Source organism: Flavobacterium sp. ACAM 123 (genome assembly GCF_000264055.1).
Taxonomy (GTDB): Bacteria; Bacteroidota; Bacteroidia; order Flavobacteriales; family Flavobacteriaceae; genus Flavobacterium.
The window spans coordinates 1-19,758 of record NZ_AJXL01000033.1; the positions used below are offsets into that span (position 1 = coordinate 1).

The window sequence follows — 19,758 nt, forward strand, 5'->3', positions numbered from 1 at the left end:
TAAAAATAATGCGAACTAATTCGTTTTGTATTTATTTTATTGTTAGATTTGTGAAAGCGTTAAATAAAAAATTAACAAAATAATGAAAAAAATACCATTAAAGATATTGCTAACGAAGCGAGGGTTTCAATATCCACTGTTTCTTTTGTCCTTAACGATAAAGGAGAGAGAATGGGCATAAGTGCGGTTGTTATCAAAAAAGTGCAAGACGTTGCTAAAAGGTTAAAGTACAGGCCTAATATGATAGCTACAAGTCTTAGGACAGGTAAGACAAGGTCTATAGGTCTTATTGTTGAGAATATTTCAAATCCTTTTTTTTCTGTTCTAGCAAAAGTAATAGAGGAAGAGATAATGAAGTTTGGGTATAGAGTTTTTTATTGCAGCACTTATAATGATGATGAAAGGTCTGCTGAGTTGGTTCAAAGTCTTTTGCAGGCTAATGTAGATGGCTTTATCATAACACCAACAGAAAAGCTAGATAAAAGTATTGAACAACTATTAGAAATGAAAGTGCCCGTTGTTTTAATTGACAGGTATTTCCCTGGACTAGATGTTAGTCATGTGGTTATGGATAATTACGAAGGTGCGTATTCCGCGACAATGTTTTTGATAAAAAGAGGGAGACGTAAAATAGCTTTAATCAATAATAATTCGGGCATGGTTCAAATGCAATTAAGAGAAAAAGGTTACAGTGATGCAATGAAAAAAGCTAATCTTTTCGATGAGCAAATGATTCTTCATTTAGATTATCATAGTAGTGAAGAACAAAAAATTGAAGAAATGCTTCTTTTTTTTAAAAATAATAATAGTGCAGACGGAGTGCTTTTTTTAGCAAATTATATGGGTCTTGCTGGTATTCTTGCAATACGAAAATTAGGCTTAAAGGTGCCAGATGATTTAGCTATAATCAGTTTCGATGATCATTACTCTTTTATTTTGCATTCGCCATCTATAACTGTTGTCGAGCAGCCTTTAGATGAAATAGCAAAAAAAACAGTTGAGTTACTTATGTGTCAAATGAAGAGCGATAATAATGTTGTATTCGAAAAAGTACTTCTAAAAGGTAAGTTAGTAGTGAGAGAATCTGTATGATTATGTTCTTCATATTGAATTTATTAATGTTTTAGATAAATAACAGCCGATGTAAGGCGAGCTTTTATATTTATTGTAAAGCTTATAAAATCAGATGTGTTTATTTAACAGTTGACTAAAACGATTTAGTGATATTTTTAGAATGTCATAATTCATTAAATATAACAAGATTTTTTTTTATTTTATTAATATTTTTTACAAACCAAAACTAAAAAACCAATGCTTATGAAACGAATTTTAGCAGTGTTAGGGTTAATTGTTTTTAGCGGCCTAGGTGCAGTAGCGCACAACCGCTCTATAACAGAGACAATAACAAGTGCGGATAACAAGTTTATTGTTTCCGCAACCATAGATGTAAAAGGAATATCTAATAGTACAAAAACAGATTTTGACAAAATATTTATCGTGCTTGATCCTGCAGGTAATGCTTCTTTGGCAGTATCATCTATTGGTTTTATTTCTAAATCGCTTGATTTACATGTGAATTATAAAGTAAAAACGAGATCAGATATAGATGAAAATACCTCTCAAGAAACAAGAAGAATATCTGGAACAGTGTTAGATGAAGGTAATCTTCCTATTCCTGGTGCTTCTGTTGGAATTAGTGGAACTAATTATCAAGCTACTACTGACTTTGAAGGAAGATTTGTACTTGATATTCCTTCAAATAGCAAAGTTCTATCTGTGAGCTTTGTAGGTTTTGAAACTAAGGTAGTAAATATTGAAAATAAAAGTACTATAAACATTGTTTTGAAGGAAGCAACTTCACAATTGGATGAAATTGTTATTACAGGTTATAGTACCGAGAAGAAAAGAAATATTACGGCTTCAATTTCTTCGGTAAAAATGAAAGACATTAATTCACAGCCGAAATCGAACGTCGTGGAGATGCTTGATGGTCGTTTAGCAGGCGTTCAAATCATGAGTGATAATAGTCCGGGAGGAGGAACTTCTGTACGTATTCGAGGGTTTGGATCTTTTAATAGTAATGATCCATTAGTGATCGTTGATGGAGTGCCAGCATCTAATGGATTAAATGGAATAAATCCATCAGATATTGAATCTCTGCAAGTTTTAAAAGATGCCGCCTCTGCTTCTATTTATGGATCTCGAGCTGCTAATGGAGTTGTTTTGATTACAACTAAGAAAGGAGGTAAAGATGGAAAAACACAAATGCAGGTTGATGGATATTCTGGAATTCAAGTAGCTTTTAATTTACCTAAAATGCTAAATGCACAACAATATGGCGACTTGCTTTGGCAAGCGACTAAAAATGATGGTAAAGTTCCATCAAATGCCATTTACGGGAGTGATCCTAATAACGCAACAGTTCCGACCTATATAAATTCTGCAAATACTATAAAAAGTGGTGATGTAAATTGGCTAAAAGAAATTATGCATCCAGCGGCAGTTCATTCTTATAATTTGTCTCTTTCTAAAGGGGATGACAAAGCACAGAATGCTCTCTCCTTAGGTTATTTTAATCAGGATGGAATCATACAGCACACTAATTTTGATCGCTTTTCTGCTCGATTCAATTCTAGTTATAAAATAAAAGATTTTTTAACCATCGGCGAAAATTTTTCAAGTTCATATACAACTCAAGTTTCTGCATCAACTAATAGCGCTTTAGGAGGTATTGTTTTTGAAGCTTTGCAATTTCCTTCTATTGTGCCTGTTTATGATATCAACGGTAATTTTGCAGGAAACCCTATAAATGATATTACTAATCCTTTAGGAAAATTAACACGAGCAAAAGACAATAAACAAAAAAAAATTCAAGCTTTAGGAAATGTTTTTGCTAATGTTGAGCTAGGTGACTTCACATTTAAGACTTCTTTTAGGTTTGGATTATACTAAAGTTATAATTATAGAGGTTTTTCGCCAGTTTACAATGAAATTCTATCTCAAAATGTTAAAAATCAACTGACAACTGATAATAGTTTTAATTATCAGCTTACCACATCTAATACCGTAAATTATAAAAAGAGATTTGATAATCATAGTGTTGACTTGCTTATAGGTCAAGAAGCCATTAAATATTATTATGAAGGTTTTGCTGCTTCAAGACAAAATTTTCTATATGAAGATTTGAATTTCAGGTATTTATCTTATGGTACTGAAAATCAACTAAATTCCGGAACAGCTAATCAATGGACTCTTAATTCCTACTTTGGAAGGGTTAACTATAACTATGACGAAAAATATTTAGTAACTGCAACCGTAAGGAGAGACGGAACTTCTAGATTAGTAAATAATAAATGGGGTACTTTTCCTTCGGTTTCAGCAGGATGGAGGATTGACAAAGAAAGCTTCTTTAACGAGGGAACAAATTTCAGTTCTTTTTTATTGAGAGGGAGTTGGGGGCAAACCGGAAATCAGGAATTACCTTCTTATTCTACCGTAGATAGTTATACTAATAATAGTAACTACTCTAATTATCCTATTAATGGAAGTCAGAATACAGTGGATACAGGATTGACACAAACAAGAGTGGCAAATAATAATTTGGCATGGGAGACTACAACACAAAAAACACTAGCTGTTGATCTTGGTTTTTTTAACGATAAGTTAAATGTTACTGCTGAAGTATATGATAAGGTAACGAAGGATATTTTAATTTATAATGTTATTCCTTTAACTTATGGAGGTACAAATGACGGACAGTGGATCAATGATGGTCAAATGAGCAATCGTGGCTATGAATTAAATATAGATTTTAAGGATAAAGTACATAATCTTAGTTATGACCTCTCGCTAAATTTAGCTGGGAATAAAAATAAACTTACCGCTCTGTCAACTGTACCTTATTTAGGTATACCTACTTCATCATTGCATACGGTCAACTTTGATCAAGAGGTCTCGAGAAGTGCTGTCGGACAATCGATAGGTTCGTTTTATGGTTTTGTTTCCGATGGATTATTTGGAAGTCAGCAAGAAGTGACGGATTATGGATTACAGCCAAATGCACAGCCTGGAGATTTGAAGTTTAAGGACATAAATGGTGATGGAGTGATTAATACTTTAGATCGAACATTTATTGGTTCCCCACATCCTAATCTAGCGCTAGGTTTTAATATTAATTTAAAATATAAGCAATTTGATTTAGGAATGTTTTTTAATGGAAGTTTTGGTAATGATATCTATAATCTTATAAAGTATAAAACACAGTTTTTTAATCAGGCTGCGTATAATAAAGATGCGTCATTATTAGGAGCATGGACTGTAGATAACCCAAATTCTAGTATTCCTCGATTGTCATTAGATGATAGGAATAATAATATTCGCCCTTCATCTTACTATGTTGAAGATGGTTCGTATTTCAAATTAAACAATTTGCAAGTAGGTTATACTTTTAAAACAGAAGCGCTCTTAGGGATGAAACTTAGACTTTATGGTCAGGCTAGTAATGTTTTTACGATTACCAAATATAGCGGAATGACTCCACAAATAGGTTTACAGAGTTACTCTTCAAGTAATAGAAACCTTGATATTGGAATTGATAGAGGTCTTTATCCTCCTTCAAGAACATTTATTTTTGGTTTTAATTTAAACTTTTAATTTTCTAAAGATGATACAAATAAATAAAATAATTAAATCGGTATTTATAATTGGGTTAGCCTTTCAGTTGGGCTCCTGTTCTAATAATTTTTTAGAGGAAGAAACTTTTGGTGAAGTGAATCCTTCCGAAATGACTAAAGCAGCTAATGTAGAGCGTGCTATTATCTCGGCCTATAGCGTTTTGAACGGACAAATAGACGGTGCTACAAATGCTTTTAATTCACCTGATTCAAATTGGAGTTTTGGTGATGTAACATCTGATGATGCTTATAAAGGTGGAGGAGGAACTGGTGATCAAAATAATATTCACCAAATGGAACTATATAGTGCCAATTCAACTACCACTGACATTGTACGTAAATGGATGGCATTATACGAAGGTGTTAAACGAAGTAATGAAGCAATGCGATTATTGAATGCTTCTACTGATTTTGATGCAGCACTGAAAGTACAACGAAATGCTGAACTAAGATTTTTAAGAGGGCATTATTATTTTGAATTAAAGAAGATCTATAATCAGATTCCTTACATTGATGAGACGGCTGCAACAGTTGCGGATTATTCGAAATCAAATACTATTTTTACTTCAGATGAACTTTGGGGGAAAATAGAAGATGATTTTAAACAAGCTTATGCAGGTCTTCCTGCACAACAAGCAGAGAAGGGAAGACCCACAAAAATTGCAGCTAAGGCTTACTTGGTTAAATGTTATGTATTTGAAAAAAAATGGCAGTTGGCGTATGATGCATCTACTGAAATCATGAGCAGTAGTTATGGTTTATTGGCTGATTTTCAACAAGTTTTCTTGCCTGAAAATGATAATAATAAAGAGATCATTTTTGCAGTACAACATTCGATAAATGATGGGCAAGCAAGTAATTATAATGGAAGTATAGGTGATCGATTAACAGCACCGGGAGGGCCATTTTATTCTCAATATGGTTTTCATCGTCCTTCACAAAATTTAGTAAATAGTTTTAAAACGGACATTAACGGTTTACCACAAGAGGATAATATAAATGTTACTACTAGTGATAATGTAGATCCTCGATTAGACATAACTGTGGGGCGACCTGGAATTCCTTATAAAGATTTGGGTATTGTTTACTCAGATACATGGGCTAGAGATTTAGCTACTTATGGGGTATTTGGCCCTAAAAAGAGGATTGTTTCCGCAAAATCCTCTTTTTATTTAACAGTGTGGCCGTATGTTAATGCTTTAAACTATTATATCATTCGCTATGCGGAAGTTGTACTGTGGAGGGCAGAAGCTGCAGTTGAAATTAGCAAACTCGAAGAAGCCAGAGGTTTAGTTAACCAGATAAGACAGCGCGCTGCCAATTCTGCTTTTGTAAAAACATTAGACGGATCTATGAATGCTGCTAATTATAAAATTCAAACCTATACTTTACCTTGGACAAATCAAATAGCGGCAAGAGCGGCAGTTCATACTGAAACTAGACTAGAATTAGCGATGGAAGGACACCGTTTCTTTAATTTAGTTCGTTGGGGAGAGGCCGACATTACTATAAATAATTATATTGCTATAGAAAAAACAAGAAGGTCTCATTTAACCAATGCTTCTTTTACTAAAGGTAAAAACGAATATTTTCCAATACCCCAAAGTTATATTGATGGATTCGCTCCTGGCGAGATTACTCAGAATAATGGTTATTAATATCTAAAACTAAAAAGGGCAATCTTAACAATTGCCCTTTTATAAAGAAAAGAATAGATGAATAGAATATTATTTATAACGATGGCATTTGTTTTTATGAGTCTCCAAGCTCAGAAAAATAAGCAATTTGACATTAATTTTATGGCTACGAGTTCTAATTCGGTAGTTCAAGACAAAAATTTTTATCTGTTGACTGCAATTCAGAAAAATGCTGAAGTCCGAAAATTATTAGAAGATGATTTAGTTTTAAAATTATTTTATGATAGGCAACAAAAAGATATTGAGGGACACATAAATATACTTAAAGATAGTTTGAAAAGTTTAGTCCCTACTTATAAGTTTAAAGATGAAGATTTAAAAATTATTTCTAGTAGGCTTGGGTTACTGCTGCAGAAGTATCCTTTTTTTCAAAATTTTGTAGATGATAATATACGACCTTCTGGTAACTATGAAAACTTTAAAAATGATTCGGATGTTGAGTTGTTAATAAAGGCATGGGAACTTTGCGCTAGAGGAATGAACCAAATTATAGAAGTGTACGGACTTGGAAAAGCTTCGCAATATGCCGAAATAGACTCTGTTTCCTATGATGTTAAATCCACTGATTACAAAAGGGCGGTATTTATGTGGAGTGATTTTTTACAACATAAAAAATTAAAAGAAAGTAGTTTGTTTTTTCAACCAGCTTTAGATTTTTCTTTATCGCTTTTGTATTTAAATCATAGAGATGAAGCAGCGCGGTATGAGCCATTGGCCGAAAATGAAAATCAAAAAGTGGCTGGTCATGTCATAAACATTGATTTTGATAAGTATGACTACACTTGTATTGTAGTTTTAGGAAATGGACCTGAAAATTATTACGACCGACTCTCGGCGTTAGGAAAATTAAATTTACAACTGGGTGTTTTAGAATATCAAGCTAAAAAAGCCCCTTTAATTATGCTTTCTGGAGGACATGCACATCCCTTTAGACCTCGTTTCTGTGAAGCTATAGAAATGAAAAAGGAACTTATGGAAGTATATAAAATTCCGGAAGAAAATATTTTGATTGATCCACATGCTCGACATACAACCACAAATTTGCGCAATGCCACGCGTATTTTGGTTCGGAACAAAATCCCTATTTCGAAACCTCTTTTGGTTGTTACTAATAGTAGTCATAGCAGTTATTTAGGAAATAAATCCTTTGCTGCACGATGTATGTCAGAATTTGGATATTTACCGGCTATACAACTAAAAAGACTTTCTAATACGACTATTGAATTTTTGCCAAAAATCGAATCATTACATCAGAATCCTATCGACCCTTTAGATCCTTAATTTTATGAAAAAAGTATTTATTATTGTAGTTTTCTTATTTGGATTATGCAATCAATCAGTAAAAGCCCAAAAAGAGAAAAGTAATCTTTCTCAATCGTATATTGAAAAAGTAAATGTTTTTCTAGGAACCTCTGGTGACCATGGGCAAATGTCACCTTCTGCCTCTTCTCCTTTTAATATGATGAGTATCGGACCACAAACTTACCCTCATATTCATGCAGGTTATGAGCATTTAGCAAAAGAATTTATTGGATTTACGCATACTAGAATTGAAGGTGTGGGATGTGTTGGAACAGGTGGGAATATATTAATCAAACCAATTCTTAATTCTATTATATCAACACCCTTAATGAAGAAAACAGAAAATGCTTTCCCTGGATTTTATTCTGTTTCTTTTGAAAATGGTATAGAAGCTGAGATGCGTGTAAAACATAACTTCGGAATTCATCATTATGTTTTTCCCTCAGCAGAGGCAGGCTTATATATCGATTTGTCTTATGCTTTTGACAATCGATTTGTTGCAGAGAAGCATCAGATTTCAGGAAATTTAATTACTGGCTGGGTTGATACGCAAACAACTTGTAGTAAAGGTGTTTATCGGATTTATTTTGCGATCGAAATTTCAAATGTAGAATCTATTGAGTATATAGAGGGACATAAACTAATTGTAAAAGGAGCTAAAGGAGCTAAAGAAATAAATGTTCGTATAGGATTCTCATCTGTTAATGAGGAGTATGCTAAAATAAAAATAGAATCTATCTCTACAGTAGATTTAACTAGGCAAACGACTGCTGAGTGGAACCATTTACTAAGCAGAATAAAAGTGGAAGGAGAGAAAGATCGTGAAGACTTATTTTATTCTCTTTTATATCGTGGTTTACAAGCTCCCTTTTTAATATCAGAGCCTAATGGAAGTTATAGCGCTATCGATGGAACGATACAAAAATCAAATGATTCTATTTATAACGGTTGGGCGATTTGGGATAATTACAGAGAACAATTACCGATGTTGTCGCTGAATTATCCTGAAAAATATGGTTTCATAATAAAATCAATTGCTAATCTATATTTGCATGGAAAGAATAATTGGGCTACACACCATGAGCCATCACCTACGGTTAGAACAGAGCATGCGATTGTGGTATTATTAGATGCATATAAAAAAGGATATGCATTAGATTTTAATATCATAAAAGATTCGTTGATTGCTGAGGTTGGTAGGTTAGATTACAGTGCACCAGATAAAGCATTAGAATCTTCATACGATAGTTGGGCATTATCTGAAATTTTGAAGATTACTAAAGATAGTATATTAAGTAAAAAGTACTTGAATAAAGCGTTAGATTACAAAGAGTATTGGAAAAAAGACTTTGCTGACCTTACTAAAAGTGATATTGATATTATGCCAGCACGAGGAATGTATCAGGGGACCGTTTGGCAATACCGCTGGTTTGTGCCCTTTGATGTAAAAGGATTAAAAGAATTAGCTGGAGGCGATAATAGTTTTGTTACACAATTAGATCAGTTTTTTGATGGAGATAATTATAATCATGCTAATCAACCTGATTTGCAAGTTCCAGGGCTATATAATGCGTCGTCACAACCGTGGAAATCACAAAAGCTCTTTCGTAATCTCTTATTAGATCCGTTCATTCAAAGTTATTTTAATGATAATAGTAAGGGAGTCGATTCTTATTTAGGTCGAATTTATAAAAACGAACCACAGGCGTATGTCCGTACTATGGATGATGATTCAGGGACCATGTCCTCTTGGTTCGTAATGCGTAGTATTGGTTTATCACCTGCAAACGTCGGGGATCCTATTTATTATTTAACTGCTCCAATATTTAAAAAAGTAAGCCTGCAATGGGATAATAAAAAGTCTTTTATTATTGAAGTTAAGAATTACAACAAAGACAATTTTTACATAAAATCAGCTAATTTGAATGGGAAAAATTTAGAAAGAAACTGGTTGACGCAACAAGAGATTCAAAAAGGAGGAAAACTTATTTTAGAAACTTCATCGGAGCCAAATAAACAATGGGGAATTGAAAATCAGTGGATATCGAATGTGAAACAATTATTTTGATATATTAAATATTTTAATTTTTTATTTTAAGACTTTAATTAAAAGATATAGAAAGTTAGGTAATAATCAGGAATTCGCATTTATTAGTTGAATCTACCATGAAATAACTATAGTTTAATAGAAACATTTAAAAAATACATTAGATACGTTGTTATGTATTTTAATTCAAAAGGATTTGATTTAAGCTAAAATACTTGGTAAATTTTGGACAATTTTATTTGAAATATGATGAGAGAAATATTTAACCAAAGAGTTTGTTAATATATTGACATTATAAAGCAGTCTGATGCCTTTATTAATTAGTTTCATTTGTTATTATTTAATGGATGTATCGATTTTCATAAACTATTTTAGATGATCTAATCTCTATTAAAAAGGGATGGCCTTTGAACAGTTTTTTCATATAGTTATTTAAGTAATAATGATTTTGAGGAAAGTCTAGGGAAATCACAAAGTCTAGCTGTCTTCAAAGTGAAATTTTTAGAGTGGCGAACTTATGACATAGATTTGATCCATATTTTGTAATATAACAACATATTAACTTTATATAAAAAAAAACTATAATTATACATGAAAAAAAGTACTATTAAACTGGCAATGTATCTTAATTACTTTGTCTTTGCAATACTAATGAATAGTGTAGGAATTGTAATTTTAAAAGCGCAAAAAAATTATGGAGTTAATGAATTAGAAGCAAGCATTCTAGAAGCTTTTAAAGATTTGCCTATTGCTATTGTATCTTTCTTTATTGCCTCTTTATTGCCTAGAATTGGTTATAAAAAGTCAATGCTAATTGGCTTGTTATTAGTGTCTGCGGCTTGTGTTATGATGTATTTCGGGAATTCCTTTAGCGCTGCTAAAGTACTTTTCGCTACTGTTGGTATGTCTTTTGCATTGATTAAAGTGTCTGTATATTCTCTGATAGGTACTGTAACGGCGAGTCAAAAAGAGCATAACAGTCTAATGAGTAGTATTGAAGGGGTTTTTATGATAGGAATAGCCTTGGCTTATTTTTTATTTCCTGCCTTTAATTCTGAAACTGATCAAAATGCTTGGCTTAATGTCTATTGGTTTTTAGCTGCTGTTTCAATGCTTTCTTTTAGTTTCTTGTTTTTTACTAAATTCCCAAAGCAAAAAGAAATATCAGGAATTGACTTATTAGATGATTTTAAACAAATGTTTAAATTATTTGCTAAATTATTAACAGTCGTTTTTGTAATTAGCACTTTTCTTTTTGTGATGATTGAGCAGGGAATTATGACTTGGTTACCTACGTTTAACGAGAAAGTACTCCATTTACCTGAGAACATAAGTATTATGATGGCGAGTATCCTAGCAATTTCATTGGCGACGGGAAGATTGCTAGCTGGTTTGATTATCAAATCTATAAATTGGATTTGGGTGTTGACTTTTTGTATAATAATGGCAATGCTATTGTTGGTTTTTGTTCTTCCATTGGCAGTTAATTTAGAAGTAAAAGATATTAATTCATTAAGCGATATTCCGCTTATGGGATTTGCATTTCCATTGGTGGGGTTATTTATAGCACCTATTTATCCGCTATTGAATTCGGTTGTTTTAAGTGCCTTGCCTAATAAATTGCACAGTTCAATGACGGGACTTATAGTCGTCTTTTCTGCACTTGGTGGTACTTTAGGAGCAAGAGTAATTGGTTATTTATTCAAAAATGATGGGCCGGAAAACGCTTTTTATTATACCTTGATTCCAATGTTATTATTATTGTTTTCATTTTTCATTCTTAAAATTCTTACTTCTAAATCATGGAAATCAAATTAAATAATACCGATAATATTTTTCATGAATTATTAATTCAAGAAGATACTGATCAAGATAAAAAGATCACTAAAGATGATAAAGGTCCTAAACGTTTTGTCCTTGTAGATGAAAAGTCTAATGCTGAAAAGGTGATTACTGGAACTTATCATCTTTCAAATCTTCTTCAAGAGCTGACTTTACTTAAAGAAAATGGGTTAAATGAGCTAGATTTAGCACATGTTGAAGAAGATCCTGTTGATAGAATTTCTAGAAAAATTCGTGATGATTATTGGGATGAATTGACACGGACAATTGACAGGAAAGGATTAACCCAAATTCTTGAAGATGAAAAGACATTTAATGACGTGCCGACACTTTATCTTTCCGCAAAGGATGAAATAGGAGTTTACTATTTTAAAGAATTGGAGAAGGACTTAAAAAAAATTAAAGTCGTTGTTTTACCGGAGAATTACAGTGTGGATTTTGTAAATGGCTTAAATAAAAAACCAGGAATTTTAGGATTAGCGCTAGAGCAAAAAGCACATATCTTGGAAGGTGTTCCTTTTGTTGTACCTGGCGGGAGATTTAATGAAATGTATGGCTGGGACAGTTATTTTATATGCATTGGATTGTTAATTGATGGACAAAATCGAAAAGCTATGGCTATTGCCGAAAACTTTAGGTATCAAATTATTCATTATGGTAAAATATTGAATGCAAACCGAAGCTATTATTTGACAAGAACGCAGCCTCCGTTATATTCCTCATTGTTGATGGATATCATGGAAGATAAAAAAATAGAGAAAGAATGGTTGAAAAAGCATCTAGAAGCTGTAATTATGGAATACAATACAGTATGGATGGTACCTGGAAATAGATTGACACCAACGGGTTTGAATAGATATAAAGCGGAGGGAATAGGTATGCCATTAGAGGTTGAGGCTGGACATTTTGACGATATTTTAACTCCTTATGCCGAAAAGTATAAATTGCCTATCAGAGAATTTGAGGCACAATATTTAAACAGGTTTATTGTTGATGATGAGCTTGATTTGTATTTTGTGCATGATCGTAGTATGAGGGAAAGTGGCCATGATACGACTAGTCGTTTAATAAATAAATGCGCCAATCTAAATTTAGTTGATGTTAATAGTTTTCTCTATAAATATGAGAAAGATATCGGTTTCCTCATTAAAGAGTATTTTAAAGATTCATTTTTAGTCGGAGGAATAGATTATAAATCAGAAGATTGGGAGAATAAAGCTAGATTTCGCAAAAGCAAAATGGATGAATTGTGTTGGAGTGAAGCAGCAGGTATGTATTTTGATTATGATTTTGTAAATCATAAGCAAAGTTCTTTCGAGGCAGCAACTACTTTTTTTCCATTATGGGCGGGGCTGTGTAGCGAGAGCCAGGCAAAAAAAATAGTGGAAGTAGCCTTACCTCAATTCATTCAATCGGGAGGTATTACAGGAAGTACAAAAGTTAGTGTTATTCCTTTACAGGCTCTTCAAAGACAGTGGGATTATCCTTTTGGTTGGGCTCCCCATCAAATGTTATTATGGAAAGGCTTACTTAATTATGGGTATTTTGATAAAGTCCAGGAAATGACTTATCGATGGCTATGGTTAGTAACAAAAAATGCGGTAGAGTATAACGGAACCATTCCAGAGAAGTTCAATCTTGAAACTAGTTCGCACAAAGTTTTTGCTGAATATGGCAATGTTGGTACTGAATTCGACTATATTTCTAAAGAAGGTTTTGGATGGGTAAATGCATCTTATCAATACGGTTTGCAAATTCTAAATGATGAGTTAAAAGCTAAATTAAGTACTCTCACTTTACCACAAGACTTGTTCGAAACATCAAGCATTACCAATATGTTATAAAGTGTGAAATAAATTTAAAATATAAATATTTAAATATGTAATTATGTTAACTAAAAATAATCTTTTAAAAAAAGTAGGGTGGTTTTTTACGTTTCTATTCTTCGTAAATTTACAGGCCCAGGAACGTCCAAAATTAATAGTTGGTATCGTTGTTGATCAAATGAAAATGGAATATTTGTATCGTTTTTCTAATGATTTTTCTAATGATGGTTTCAAAAGATTAATGGGTAATGGGTACACGTTTCAAAACATGCATTATAATTATATGCCAACGTATACTGCTCCAGGACATGCATCTATTTATACAGGAACTACACCAGCAACTCATGGAATTGTAAGTAATGAGTGGTATAGTAGAAAGTTAGGCAAAGAAATGTATTGTACAGATGACGCTAGCGTAAGTACTGTGGGTGATGGGACTAAAGAGGAGGGTGAGATGTCACCTAAAAATTTATTATCCACTACTATTACAGATGAATTAAGAATGGGAACTAATTTTAAAGGTAAGGTTATAGGTGTAAGTCTTAAAGACCGTGGTGCAATTTTACCAGCTGGACATTTTGCAAATTGGGCTTTTTGGTATAGCAAAACGGGTTCTTTTATTTCTAGCTCTTTTTACGGTGAAAAATTACCTGATTGGGTTCAGAAATTTAATAAGGAAAAGCATTATATGCCGTATATAAATAAAGGGTGGGATTTATTAAAACCCAAAGTTACTTATGATGAGAGTTTAGAGGATAATAATCCATATGAGGGTAAGTTATATAATAGCACATCTCCAGTTTTTCCTTATGATTTAAAGGATATGTATGCCAAAAATGATGCTGGAGTATTACGATCTACTCCATTTGGTAATGATCTACTGGCTGAATTTGCCATGAAAGCAATAGAAAAAGAAGAATTGGGAAAAGATAATATTACTGATTTCTTGACGGTTAGTTTTTCTTCAACTGATTATGTAGGTCATTTATTAGGGCCAAGGTCTATGGAATTACAAGATACTTACTTACGATTAGATGAAACAATTGCTGATTTCTTAAATTATTTAGACAAGACGGTAGGAAAAGACAATTACCTATTGTTTTTGACTGCGGATCATGCTGGTGCAGAAAATGTTAATTACTTAAAAGATCATAAATATAATGTAAATAGCGTAAGTCCTAAAGACATCAGAAATAATCTAAAGGATTTTTCTATCAAAACATTTGGTGCTGATTTGGTTGCAAACTACTCAAGTTTTAATTTGTTTTTTAATAAAGAAACTATTAAGGCTAAAAATCTTGATTTAAATGAAGTTAAAGAAGCGTTCAAAAATTATCTTATGACGCAAGACTATGTTAAAAGAGTTTACACTGAAGAAGAAATTTTACATTCAACCGGAAATGACTACTATTTAAATTTTATAGCTAAAGGATATGATGTGACCCAAAATGGTGATTTAATAATTCTTGATAAGCCTGGATATATTGAATACCACGGCACGGGAACTTCTCATGGAACGACTTATACTTATGATACCCACGTTCCAGCAATCTTTTACGGATGGCATATTAAAAAAGGGGAGTCTTTTAATAAAAAGGAGATTACTCAAATTGCTCCTACAATCGCTCAGAAAATAAAAATTTCTTTTCCTAATGGTACTGAAGCAAACGTTCTGGAAGAAGTTTTAGGTGATAAGTGAAATACAAAGAGTAGTTTTACTATAGATTCTACTGCAAAAAAAAAACCGATACAAGATTAATAAATTAAAAGTAAAATTAATAAACAGTAGTGTGGATATGCAAATGAAATCCGCACAAAAAGTTAAGGACACTATCCTAAAATCGGTGTAAGTTTAAAATTTCAGGGTTAAATTATTTATAGTTTAATCCTGTTTTCAAATATAGCTAAAAATTGATTGAGTATAACTCCCCAATTTCTAACAGGCATTGTCCATTTTTTAGTACTTTCATTTATTGCTAAAAATACGGATTTCATAACAGCCTCGTCTGTTGGGAACGACAGCTTGTTTTTGGTGTATTTTCTAATTTTTCCATTGAGATTTTCTATTAGATTTGTCGTATAAATAATAGTTCTAATCTCGATAGGAAAATCGAAGAAAACAGTGAGTTCATCCAAGTTATTTTCCCAGCTTCTTATAGCATAAGAGTATTTAGAGTCCCATTTAATTTTAAAGTCGTTTAAGGCTGCTTTTGCTGCTTCTTTAGTGGGCGCTGTATAGATTTGTTTCATGTCCCTGGTAAATTCTTTTTTATCTTTCCAAACTACGTAACGACAGGAGTTCTTAATTTGATGCACTACACATATTTGAGTCACTGAGTTTGGAAAAATGGTTTTTATAGTATCTGTAAAACCGTTTAAATTATCGGTTGCTGTGATTAGTATTTCTTCTGTTCCTCTGGCTTTTATATCAGTTAATACACTCATCCAGAATGCGGAAGATTCATTTTTTCCTAACCATAAACCAAGAACTTCTTTTTTACCATCGGTTCTTAGACCAACTGCAATGTAAATGGTTTTGTTTACTACTTTAGAATTTTCTCTAACTTTAAAAACTATTCCATCCATCCAAACAATGAGATAGGTGGCTTCCAATGGTCTGTTTTTCCAGGCTATTACATCATCAGTAATGCAGTCTGTGATTCTTGAAATAGTAGATGTAGAGATATTAAAATCGTAGAGTTCTCTTATCTGTTCTTCAATATCACTGTTGCTCATTCCTTTAGCATAGAGTGAAATAATAACATTTTCTACACCATCTGTTGCGCTTTCTCGTTTCTTAACAATCATGGAGCTAAAAGAACTGTCACGATCTCGTGGAACCTGTATTTCTATTTCGCCTAAAGTAGTTTTTAGCTTTTTCTTTGTATAGCCATTTCTTAAGTTGTTGGCTTTAATTTTTTTGATGCTTTTCGTAGTCTAGATGAGCATCTAACTCACCTTCAAGAATCTTTTCAATACCTCGTTTGTGAAGTTGTTCTAAAAAGGTCGTGAGTTCTGGGCCGTTTTTAAATTGCTTTAAAAAATCTTCGTTTAAAATGTCTTCTGGTTTCATAAGTGCGTAAAAGTTAAATTTAATAAATAAAAAAATCTCAAGTCAATTAATAACCTGAGATTTTAAAACTTACACACTTTATGAGACAGTGCCTTTTAGAAATTGTATGCTATTTTCAATTATCTGACAGCCCCTTTCTTTTTTTCTTTCTTCTTCTATTTTTAAGTTGGTTTGGCAAATAATCTGTAGCATATTCTGCTTGAATGAGCATATCCAATACTTTCACCAAATCAGGAATAGTGAGTGAATCTTTTTGCTGTTGAAGGTGATGAAATAATGATTCCTTAGAGGGAAGTTTTTCATGACTCTGATTTCTTTTTTCGTCACCAGTTATTTTTAATCCGCAACGTTCTTGAATCGCCTTCGCACTGTATTCTTTCCCTAAACTACTACCATTAAAAACACTTTTAGTCTTGTGGTCAACATAGGTAATACCATAAAGTAGGCCTTCTGCACTTTTTCGAAAAACAGTATGAATTCCTTCTTTTTCCAAATATTTTGCCAGTTGGTTTGTTGACATTGTTCGCTCCTTTAGTAGTGCAATATCAATTGCGTTTTTTAGCCGTATTTTATCCGGTATTCTTCTAACTTCATTATGCTTAAATTTTTCCTCTAGAAATTTTAAAGTTGGTTTACTATAAAAATCACTTGCTTTAATTGGAACGCCAATTGGTTTGCCTTGTTCATCCAGAATTCGGTATACCAATCCATTTGTTAAAAATATTTTTGAATTTTCGCTGCCTCGATCAGCCATTACATTATACTGATTTAGAACTGCATTTAGTTCAGGAATACTTGCGTACTTGTATTGGTTGAGAACTGCATTCAAAACGTTGGATATGGCCTTCTTTGTTTCCATGCGACCATACTGAATCTTGCCAACAGCAATAGGCTGCAATATAAATTCCTCTTTCTTTTTTCTTCCTTCCGCTTTAACGAGTCCAAAGAGTTCTTCAATTTCTTTACGGGCAGGTTCGGATTTCCGTATTCCTAAATGGTGTAAATCAATCCGTTTACCATCCCTCTCAATATTTATGGTTACAACGTGTAGGTGAGGGTGTCCTGCATCGCGATGTTGGTATACTAAATATGGTTGTTTTCCAAAACCGATTTTCTCCATATAAGTATTCGCAATAGCTATTAGCTTTTCTTTGGAATGATTTTCTGATGGATCAAAATTTAGGGAAATATGCACACTATTCCGTTTTGCATTTTCGTTTAATTCTATCTGCTTTATAAAACGGTTTAGCTTTAAGGCATCACTCATTTTGTCAACATCGACAGGGTAGTTTCCTGCCGAGATACACTCAGCTACACCAGCTTTAACTTTGTTCTCATTGTAGTTAAAAATACTGCGGATTGAATGACTAGTTTTTATGATTGTAACCATTTGTCCGAAATTTTTAGAATGTGTTTTTTGTATTTTTTCTACTTTGTTGAAAAGGATTTTTTTATCCAGATCAAAGCTAATTATCCAGTTCTTGAATTCAGGAATCTGCTGCAAAGTGTGTAGTTTTTTTACAGCCTGAAGAATATTGGTTCCAATGGCGTTCAGCTCATTGTGGAGTACTATAGTTTCTTCCATAAAATCGTCCAGCGATTGGTTGCGATAGATAGTCACAATAGACTTATCAAAAAGGTGCTTACGGACGTAGTCACTTAATTTTCGGCAAGTACTGACTTTCCATTTGCGTTCAATTTTTGCATATTCTTCGGGAGTTAGGCGCAGCCCGATTGTGCGTGTCCTGTTTGAATTTTCTGCTTCCATCATCTATCATTTTCATTGTTTTCAAACTCTTTTTATCCTTTCAGTGTCACTGCCCACGAGTTCCGAGTGTGGGGCAGCAAGATCCGGTTGTTTAACAACCGTTCATCTTGCCAATTGCAGGAACGTTGCAATTTTTTAGCTTTTTAAAGGATTAAGGCTAATTTAAAACGAATGCTAAAAATAAACAATCATAGCTATATTTCGGCTAGGATAGCACTTCGATAAATGAAAGGAGATAGCAGTACTTGAATCAGTCAGACTGCCCGTAAATTTTTCAAAAGAAAAAAAAGAAAGCAGTAAAAAAATGGATATACATCAAACGGAGTGCTATAAGTCCCGAAGGGGTGGCACAGCGAAGAATGAGTGGTGACATTATGGGCACGTAGTTGATGAATGTCCAATACCTTGGCTGAACTTTTTATGATTTTTTATCGAGATATTTTTAACGTCTTTAAGGTATATTAAAGCTCTAGGAATATTTATTTTAGGGGTCTTTGAAAGTGTACGCTCCCTTGTGCCAATATAGAAGAAAATGTTCCTAAATAATTATTAGATCTTGAATAATGGAGCGTACTTTTTCAAAAGAATATATTTTAATTAATGTTCAAAATTCTGACTGTTTTCAGGAAGGTTTTTGAACATGATTTGAAAAAAATTACCGCAATCAAAAATCATTTATTCTTTTGCTTAAATTAACGAAATGGTGTCGGCAAGATCATGTTCTGTAATATGATCTAAAATAAAAATTTCAACCTCTATTTTATTGTCGGGAGAAGTGGAAAATGAGTTAAGATAAGACGCTGTGTTTTCATCTTCAATATGAATAATCTCAGTGTAACCTTTCGAAATTAAATTGCCTTTTAATTTCAAAACTTTAAGCTCACTTTTATTATCAATTTCTTTTTTAACTCTTAGCTTAATAGTTTTATCCATGGGGTTATTCTTTATTGATGCGCAATCTTAAAATATTGCGCAGTTTTTTTAGATTTACTGTCTGTTATACAAACAAAAAAGAGACTTATGACGGTCTCTTCTTGGAATTAATTATATCTTTTATAAAATATTTATTTAGCCTTCAATAATTTTTCCAAATACTCGACCTTATCTTTTTCGGCTTGAACCAAACGTTCGTAAAGTTTTTTATTTTCGTCATATGCTTCAATCAATTTGTCAATAGGATTAAAAGTGCAGTTGAAGTTTAATGATGAAGCGTTATCGTGGTATGTATTGCCTATAATATTAAATACCGTTTCATCACTATAATTTTTAATCGCCTCGGCAGAAACTCCAAGAACTTCAGCAATAGCCTGTAATTTTTCATCGTCTATTGTTTCGCTTGCTTCTATATTAGAAACTGACTGTTGGCTTATGCCAATTGCAATAGCCAATGCTTCTTGTTTCATTCCTCGAAGCTCTCTGATTCGGCTAATATTTCTGCCTATATGTTTCGGTTTTGTTGCTGTGCTCATAGTCCAAAGATATTTAAAATTCTGTCAAAAAAAAATATTGGTAAAACACAAGATTGCTTTG

10 protein-coding genes and 2 pseudogenes are annotated in these 19,758 nt (G+C 32.7%); 8 read left to right on the plus strand and 4 right to left on the minus strand.

What is annotated here, in order from left to right; genetic code table 11:
* Positions 1 to 105 precede the first annotated feature (105 nt).
* From A3SG_RS0107950 to pafA, 8 genes and pseudogenes are all read left to right on the plus strand, one after another.
* Complete coding sequence (locus tag A3SG_RS0107950; protein WP_255347697.1) at positions 106 to 1,092, plus strand: LacI family DNA-binding transcriptional regulator; 987 nt, start codon at positions 106 to 108, stop codon at positions 1,090 to 1,092.
* A 225-nt stretch (positions 1,093 to 1,317) separates the two neighbouring features.
* Positions 1,318 to 4,653 (plus strand): annotated as a pseudogene (locus A3SG_RS21175) (SusC/RagA family TonB-linked outer membrane protein).
* Between the two features lie 10 nt (positions 4,654 to 4,663).
* Positions 4,664 to 6,331, plus strand: a complete 1,668-nt coding sequence (locus tag A3SG_RS0107960; RefSeq protein WP_016989509.1) for a RagB/SusD family nutrient uptake outer membrane protein — start codon at positions 4,664 to 4,666, stop codon at positions 6,329 to 6,331.
* Between the two features lie 57 nt (positions 6,332 to 6,388).
* The gene (locus A3SG_RS0107965) at positions 6,389 to 7,651 is read left to right on the plus strand and encodes a YdcF family protein (protein ID WP_157485370.1); all 1,263 of its coding nucleotides are present in this window, start codon (positions 6,389 to 6,391) and stop codon (positions 7,649 to 7,651) included.
* A gap of 4 nt (positions 7,652 to 7,655) precedes the next feature.
* Complete coding sequence (locus A3SG_RS0107970) at positions 7,656 to 9,740, plus strand: glycoside hydrolase domain-containing protein (RefSeq protein WP_016989511.1); 2,085 nt, start codon at positions 7,656 to 7,658, stop codon at positions 9,738 to 9,740.
* A gap of 570 nt (positions 9,741 to 10,310) precedes the next feature.
* The gene (locus A3SG_RS0107975; RefSeq protein WP_016989512.1) at positions 10,311 to 11,537 is read left to right on the plus strand and encodes an MFS transporter; all 1,227 of its coding nucleotides are present in this window, start codon (positions 10,311 to 10,313) and stop codon (positions 11,535 to 11,537) included.
* The gene (locus A3SG_RS0107980; RefSeq protein WP_016989513.1) at positions 11,522 to 13,405 is read left to right on the plus strand and encodes a trehalase family glycosidase; all 1,884 of its coding nucleotides are present in this window, start codon (positions 11,522 to 11,524) and stop codon (positions 13,403 to 13,405) included. The genes A3SG_RS0107975 and A3SG_RS0107980 overlap by 16 nt, the downstream gene beginning before the upstream one ends.
* Before the next feature lie 43 nt (positions 13,406 to 13,448).
* Positions 13,449 to 15,086: an alkaline phosphatase PafA gene (gene pafA / locus A3SG_RS0107985; protein WP_016989514.1), complete on the plus strand. Its 1,638-nt coding sequence runs from the start codon at positions 13,449 to 13,451 to the stop codon at positions 15,084 to 15,086.
* A 176-nt stretch (positions 15,087 to 15,262) separates the two neighbouring features.
* Here pafA and A3SG_RS19405 read toward each other — a convergent pair.
* The 4 genes and pseudogenes from A3SG_RS19405 to A3SG_RS0108010 all read right to left on the minus strand — a co-directional run bounded on the left by A3SG_RS19405 (position 15,263) and on the right by A3SG_RS0108010 (position 19,697).
* Positions 15,263 to 16,460: pseudogene (locus tag A3SG_RS19405) on the minus strand (IS256 family transposase).
* 115 nt (positions 16,461 to 16,575) lie between these two features.
* Positions 16,576 to 18,231 carry a relaxase/mobilization nuclease domain-containing protein gene (locus tag A3SG_RS0107995; protein WP_016989515.1) on the minus strand — a complete coding sequence of 552 codons (1,656 nt, stop codon included), beginning with the start codon at positions 18,229 to 18,231 and terminating at the stop codon, positions 16,576 to 16,578.
* 684 nt (positions 18,232 to 18,915) lie between these two features.
* Positions 18,916 to 19,161 carry a hypothetical protein gene (locus tag A3SG_RS0108005; RefSeq protein ID WP_016989517.1) on the minus strand — a complete coding sequence of 82 codons (246 nt, stop codon included), beginning with the start codon at positions 19,159 to 19,161 and terminating at the stop codon, positions 18,916 to 18,918.
* 131 nt (positions 19,162 to 19,292) lie between these two features.
* A complete protein-coding gene (locus A3SG_RS0108010; protein ID WP_016989518.1) occupies positions 19,293 to 19,697 on the minus strand; it encodes a helix-turn-helix domain-containing protein in 405 nt (134 codons plus the stop codon).
* Between the last annotated feature and the right edge of the window lie 61 nt (positions 19,698 to 19,758).

What these genes read in the sequence shown, in the direction of transcription:
- A3SG_RS0107960 (WP_016989509.1), top strand. Translation starts at nt 4,664, where the DNA reads ATGATACAAATAAATAAAATAATTAAATCGGTATTTATAATTGGGTTA.
- A3SG_RS0107965 (WP_157485370.1), top strand. Translation starts at nt 6,389, where the DNA reads ATGAATAGAATATTATTTATAACGATGGCATTTGTTTTTATGAGTCTC.
- A3SG_RS0107970 (WP_016989511.1), top strand. Translation starts at nt 7,656, where the DNA reads ATGAAAAAAGTATTTATTATTGTAGTTTTCTTATTTGGATTATGCAAT.
- A3SG_RS0107975 (WP_016989512.1), top strand. Translation starts at nt 10,311, where the DNA reads ATGAAAAAAAGTACTATTAAACTGGCAATGTATCTTAATTACTTTGTC.
- A3SG_RS0107980 (WP_016989513.1), top strand. Translation starts at nt 11,522, where the DNA reads ATGGAAATCAAATTAAATAATACCGATAATATTTTTCATGAATTATTA.
- pafA (WP_016989514.1), top strand. Translation starts at nt 13,449, where the DNA reads ATGTTAACTAAAAATAATCTTTTAAAAAAAGTAGGGTGGTTTTTTACG.
- A3SG_RS0107995 (WP_016989515.1), bottom strand. Translation starts at nt 18,231, where the DNA reads ATGATGGAAGCAGAAAATTCAAACAGGACACGCACAATCGGGCTGCGC.
- A3SG_RS0108005 (WP_016989517.1), bottom strand. Translation starts at nt 19,161, where the DNA reads ATGGATAAAACTATTAAGCTAAGAGTTAAAAAAGAAATTGATAATAAA.
- A3SG_RS0108010 (WP_016989518.1), bottom strand. Translation starts at nt 19,697, where the DNA reads ATGAGCACAGCAACAAAACCGAAACATATAGGCAGAAATATTAGCCGA.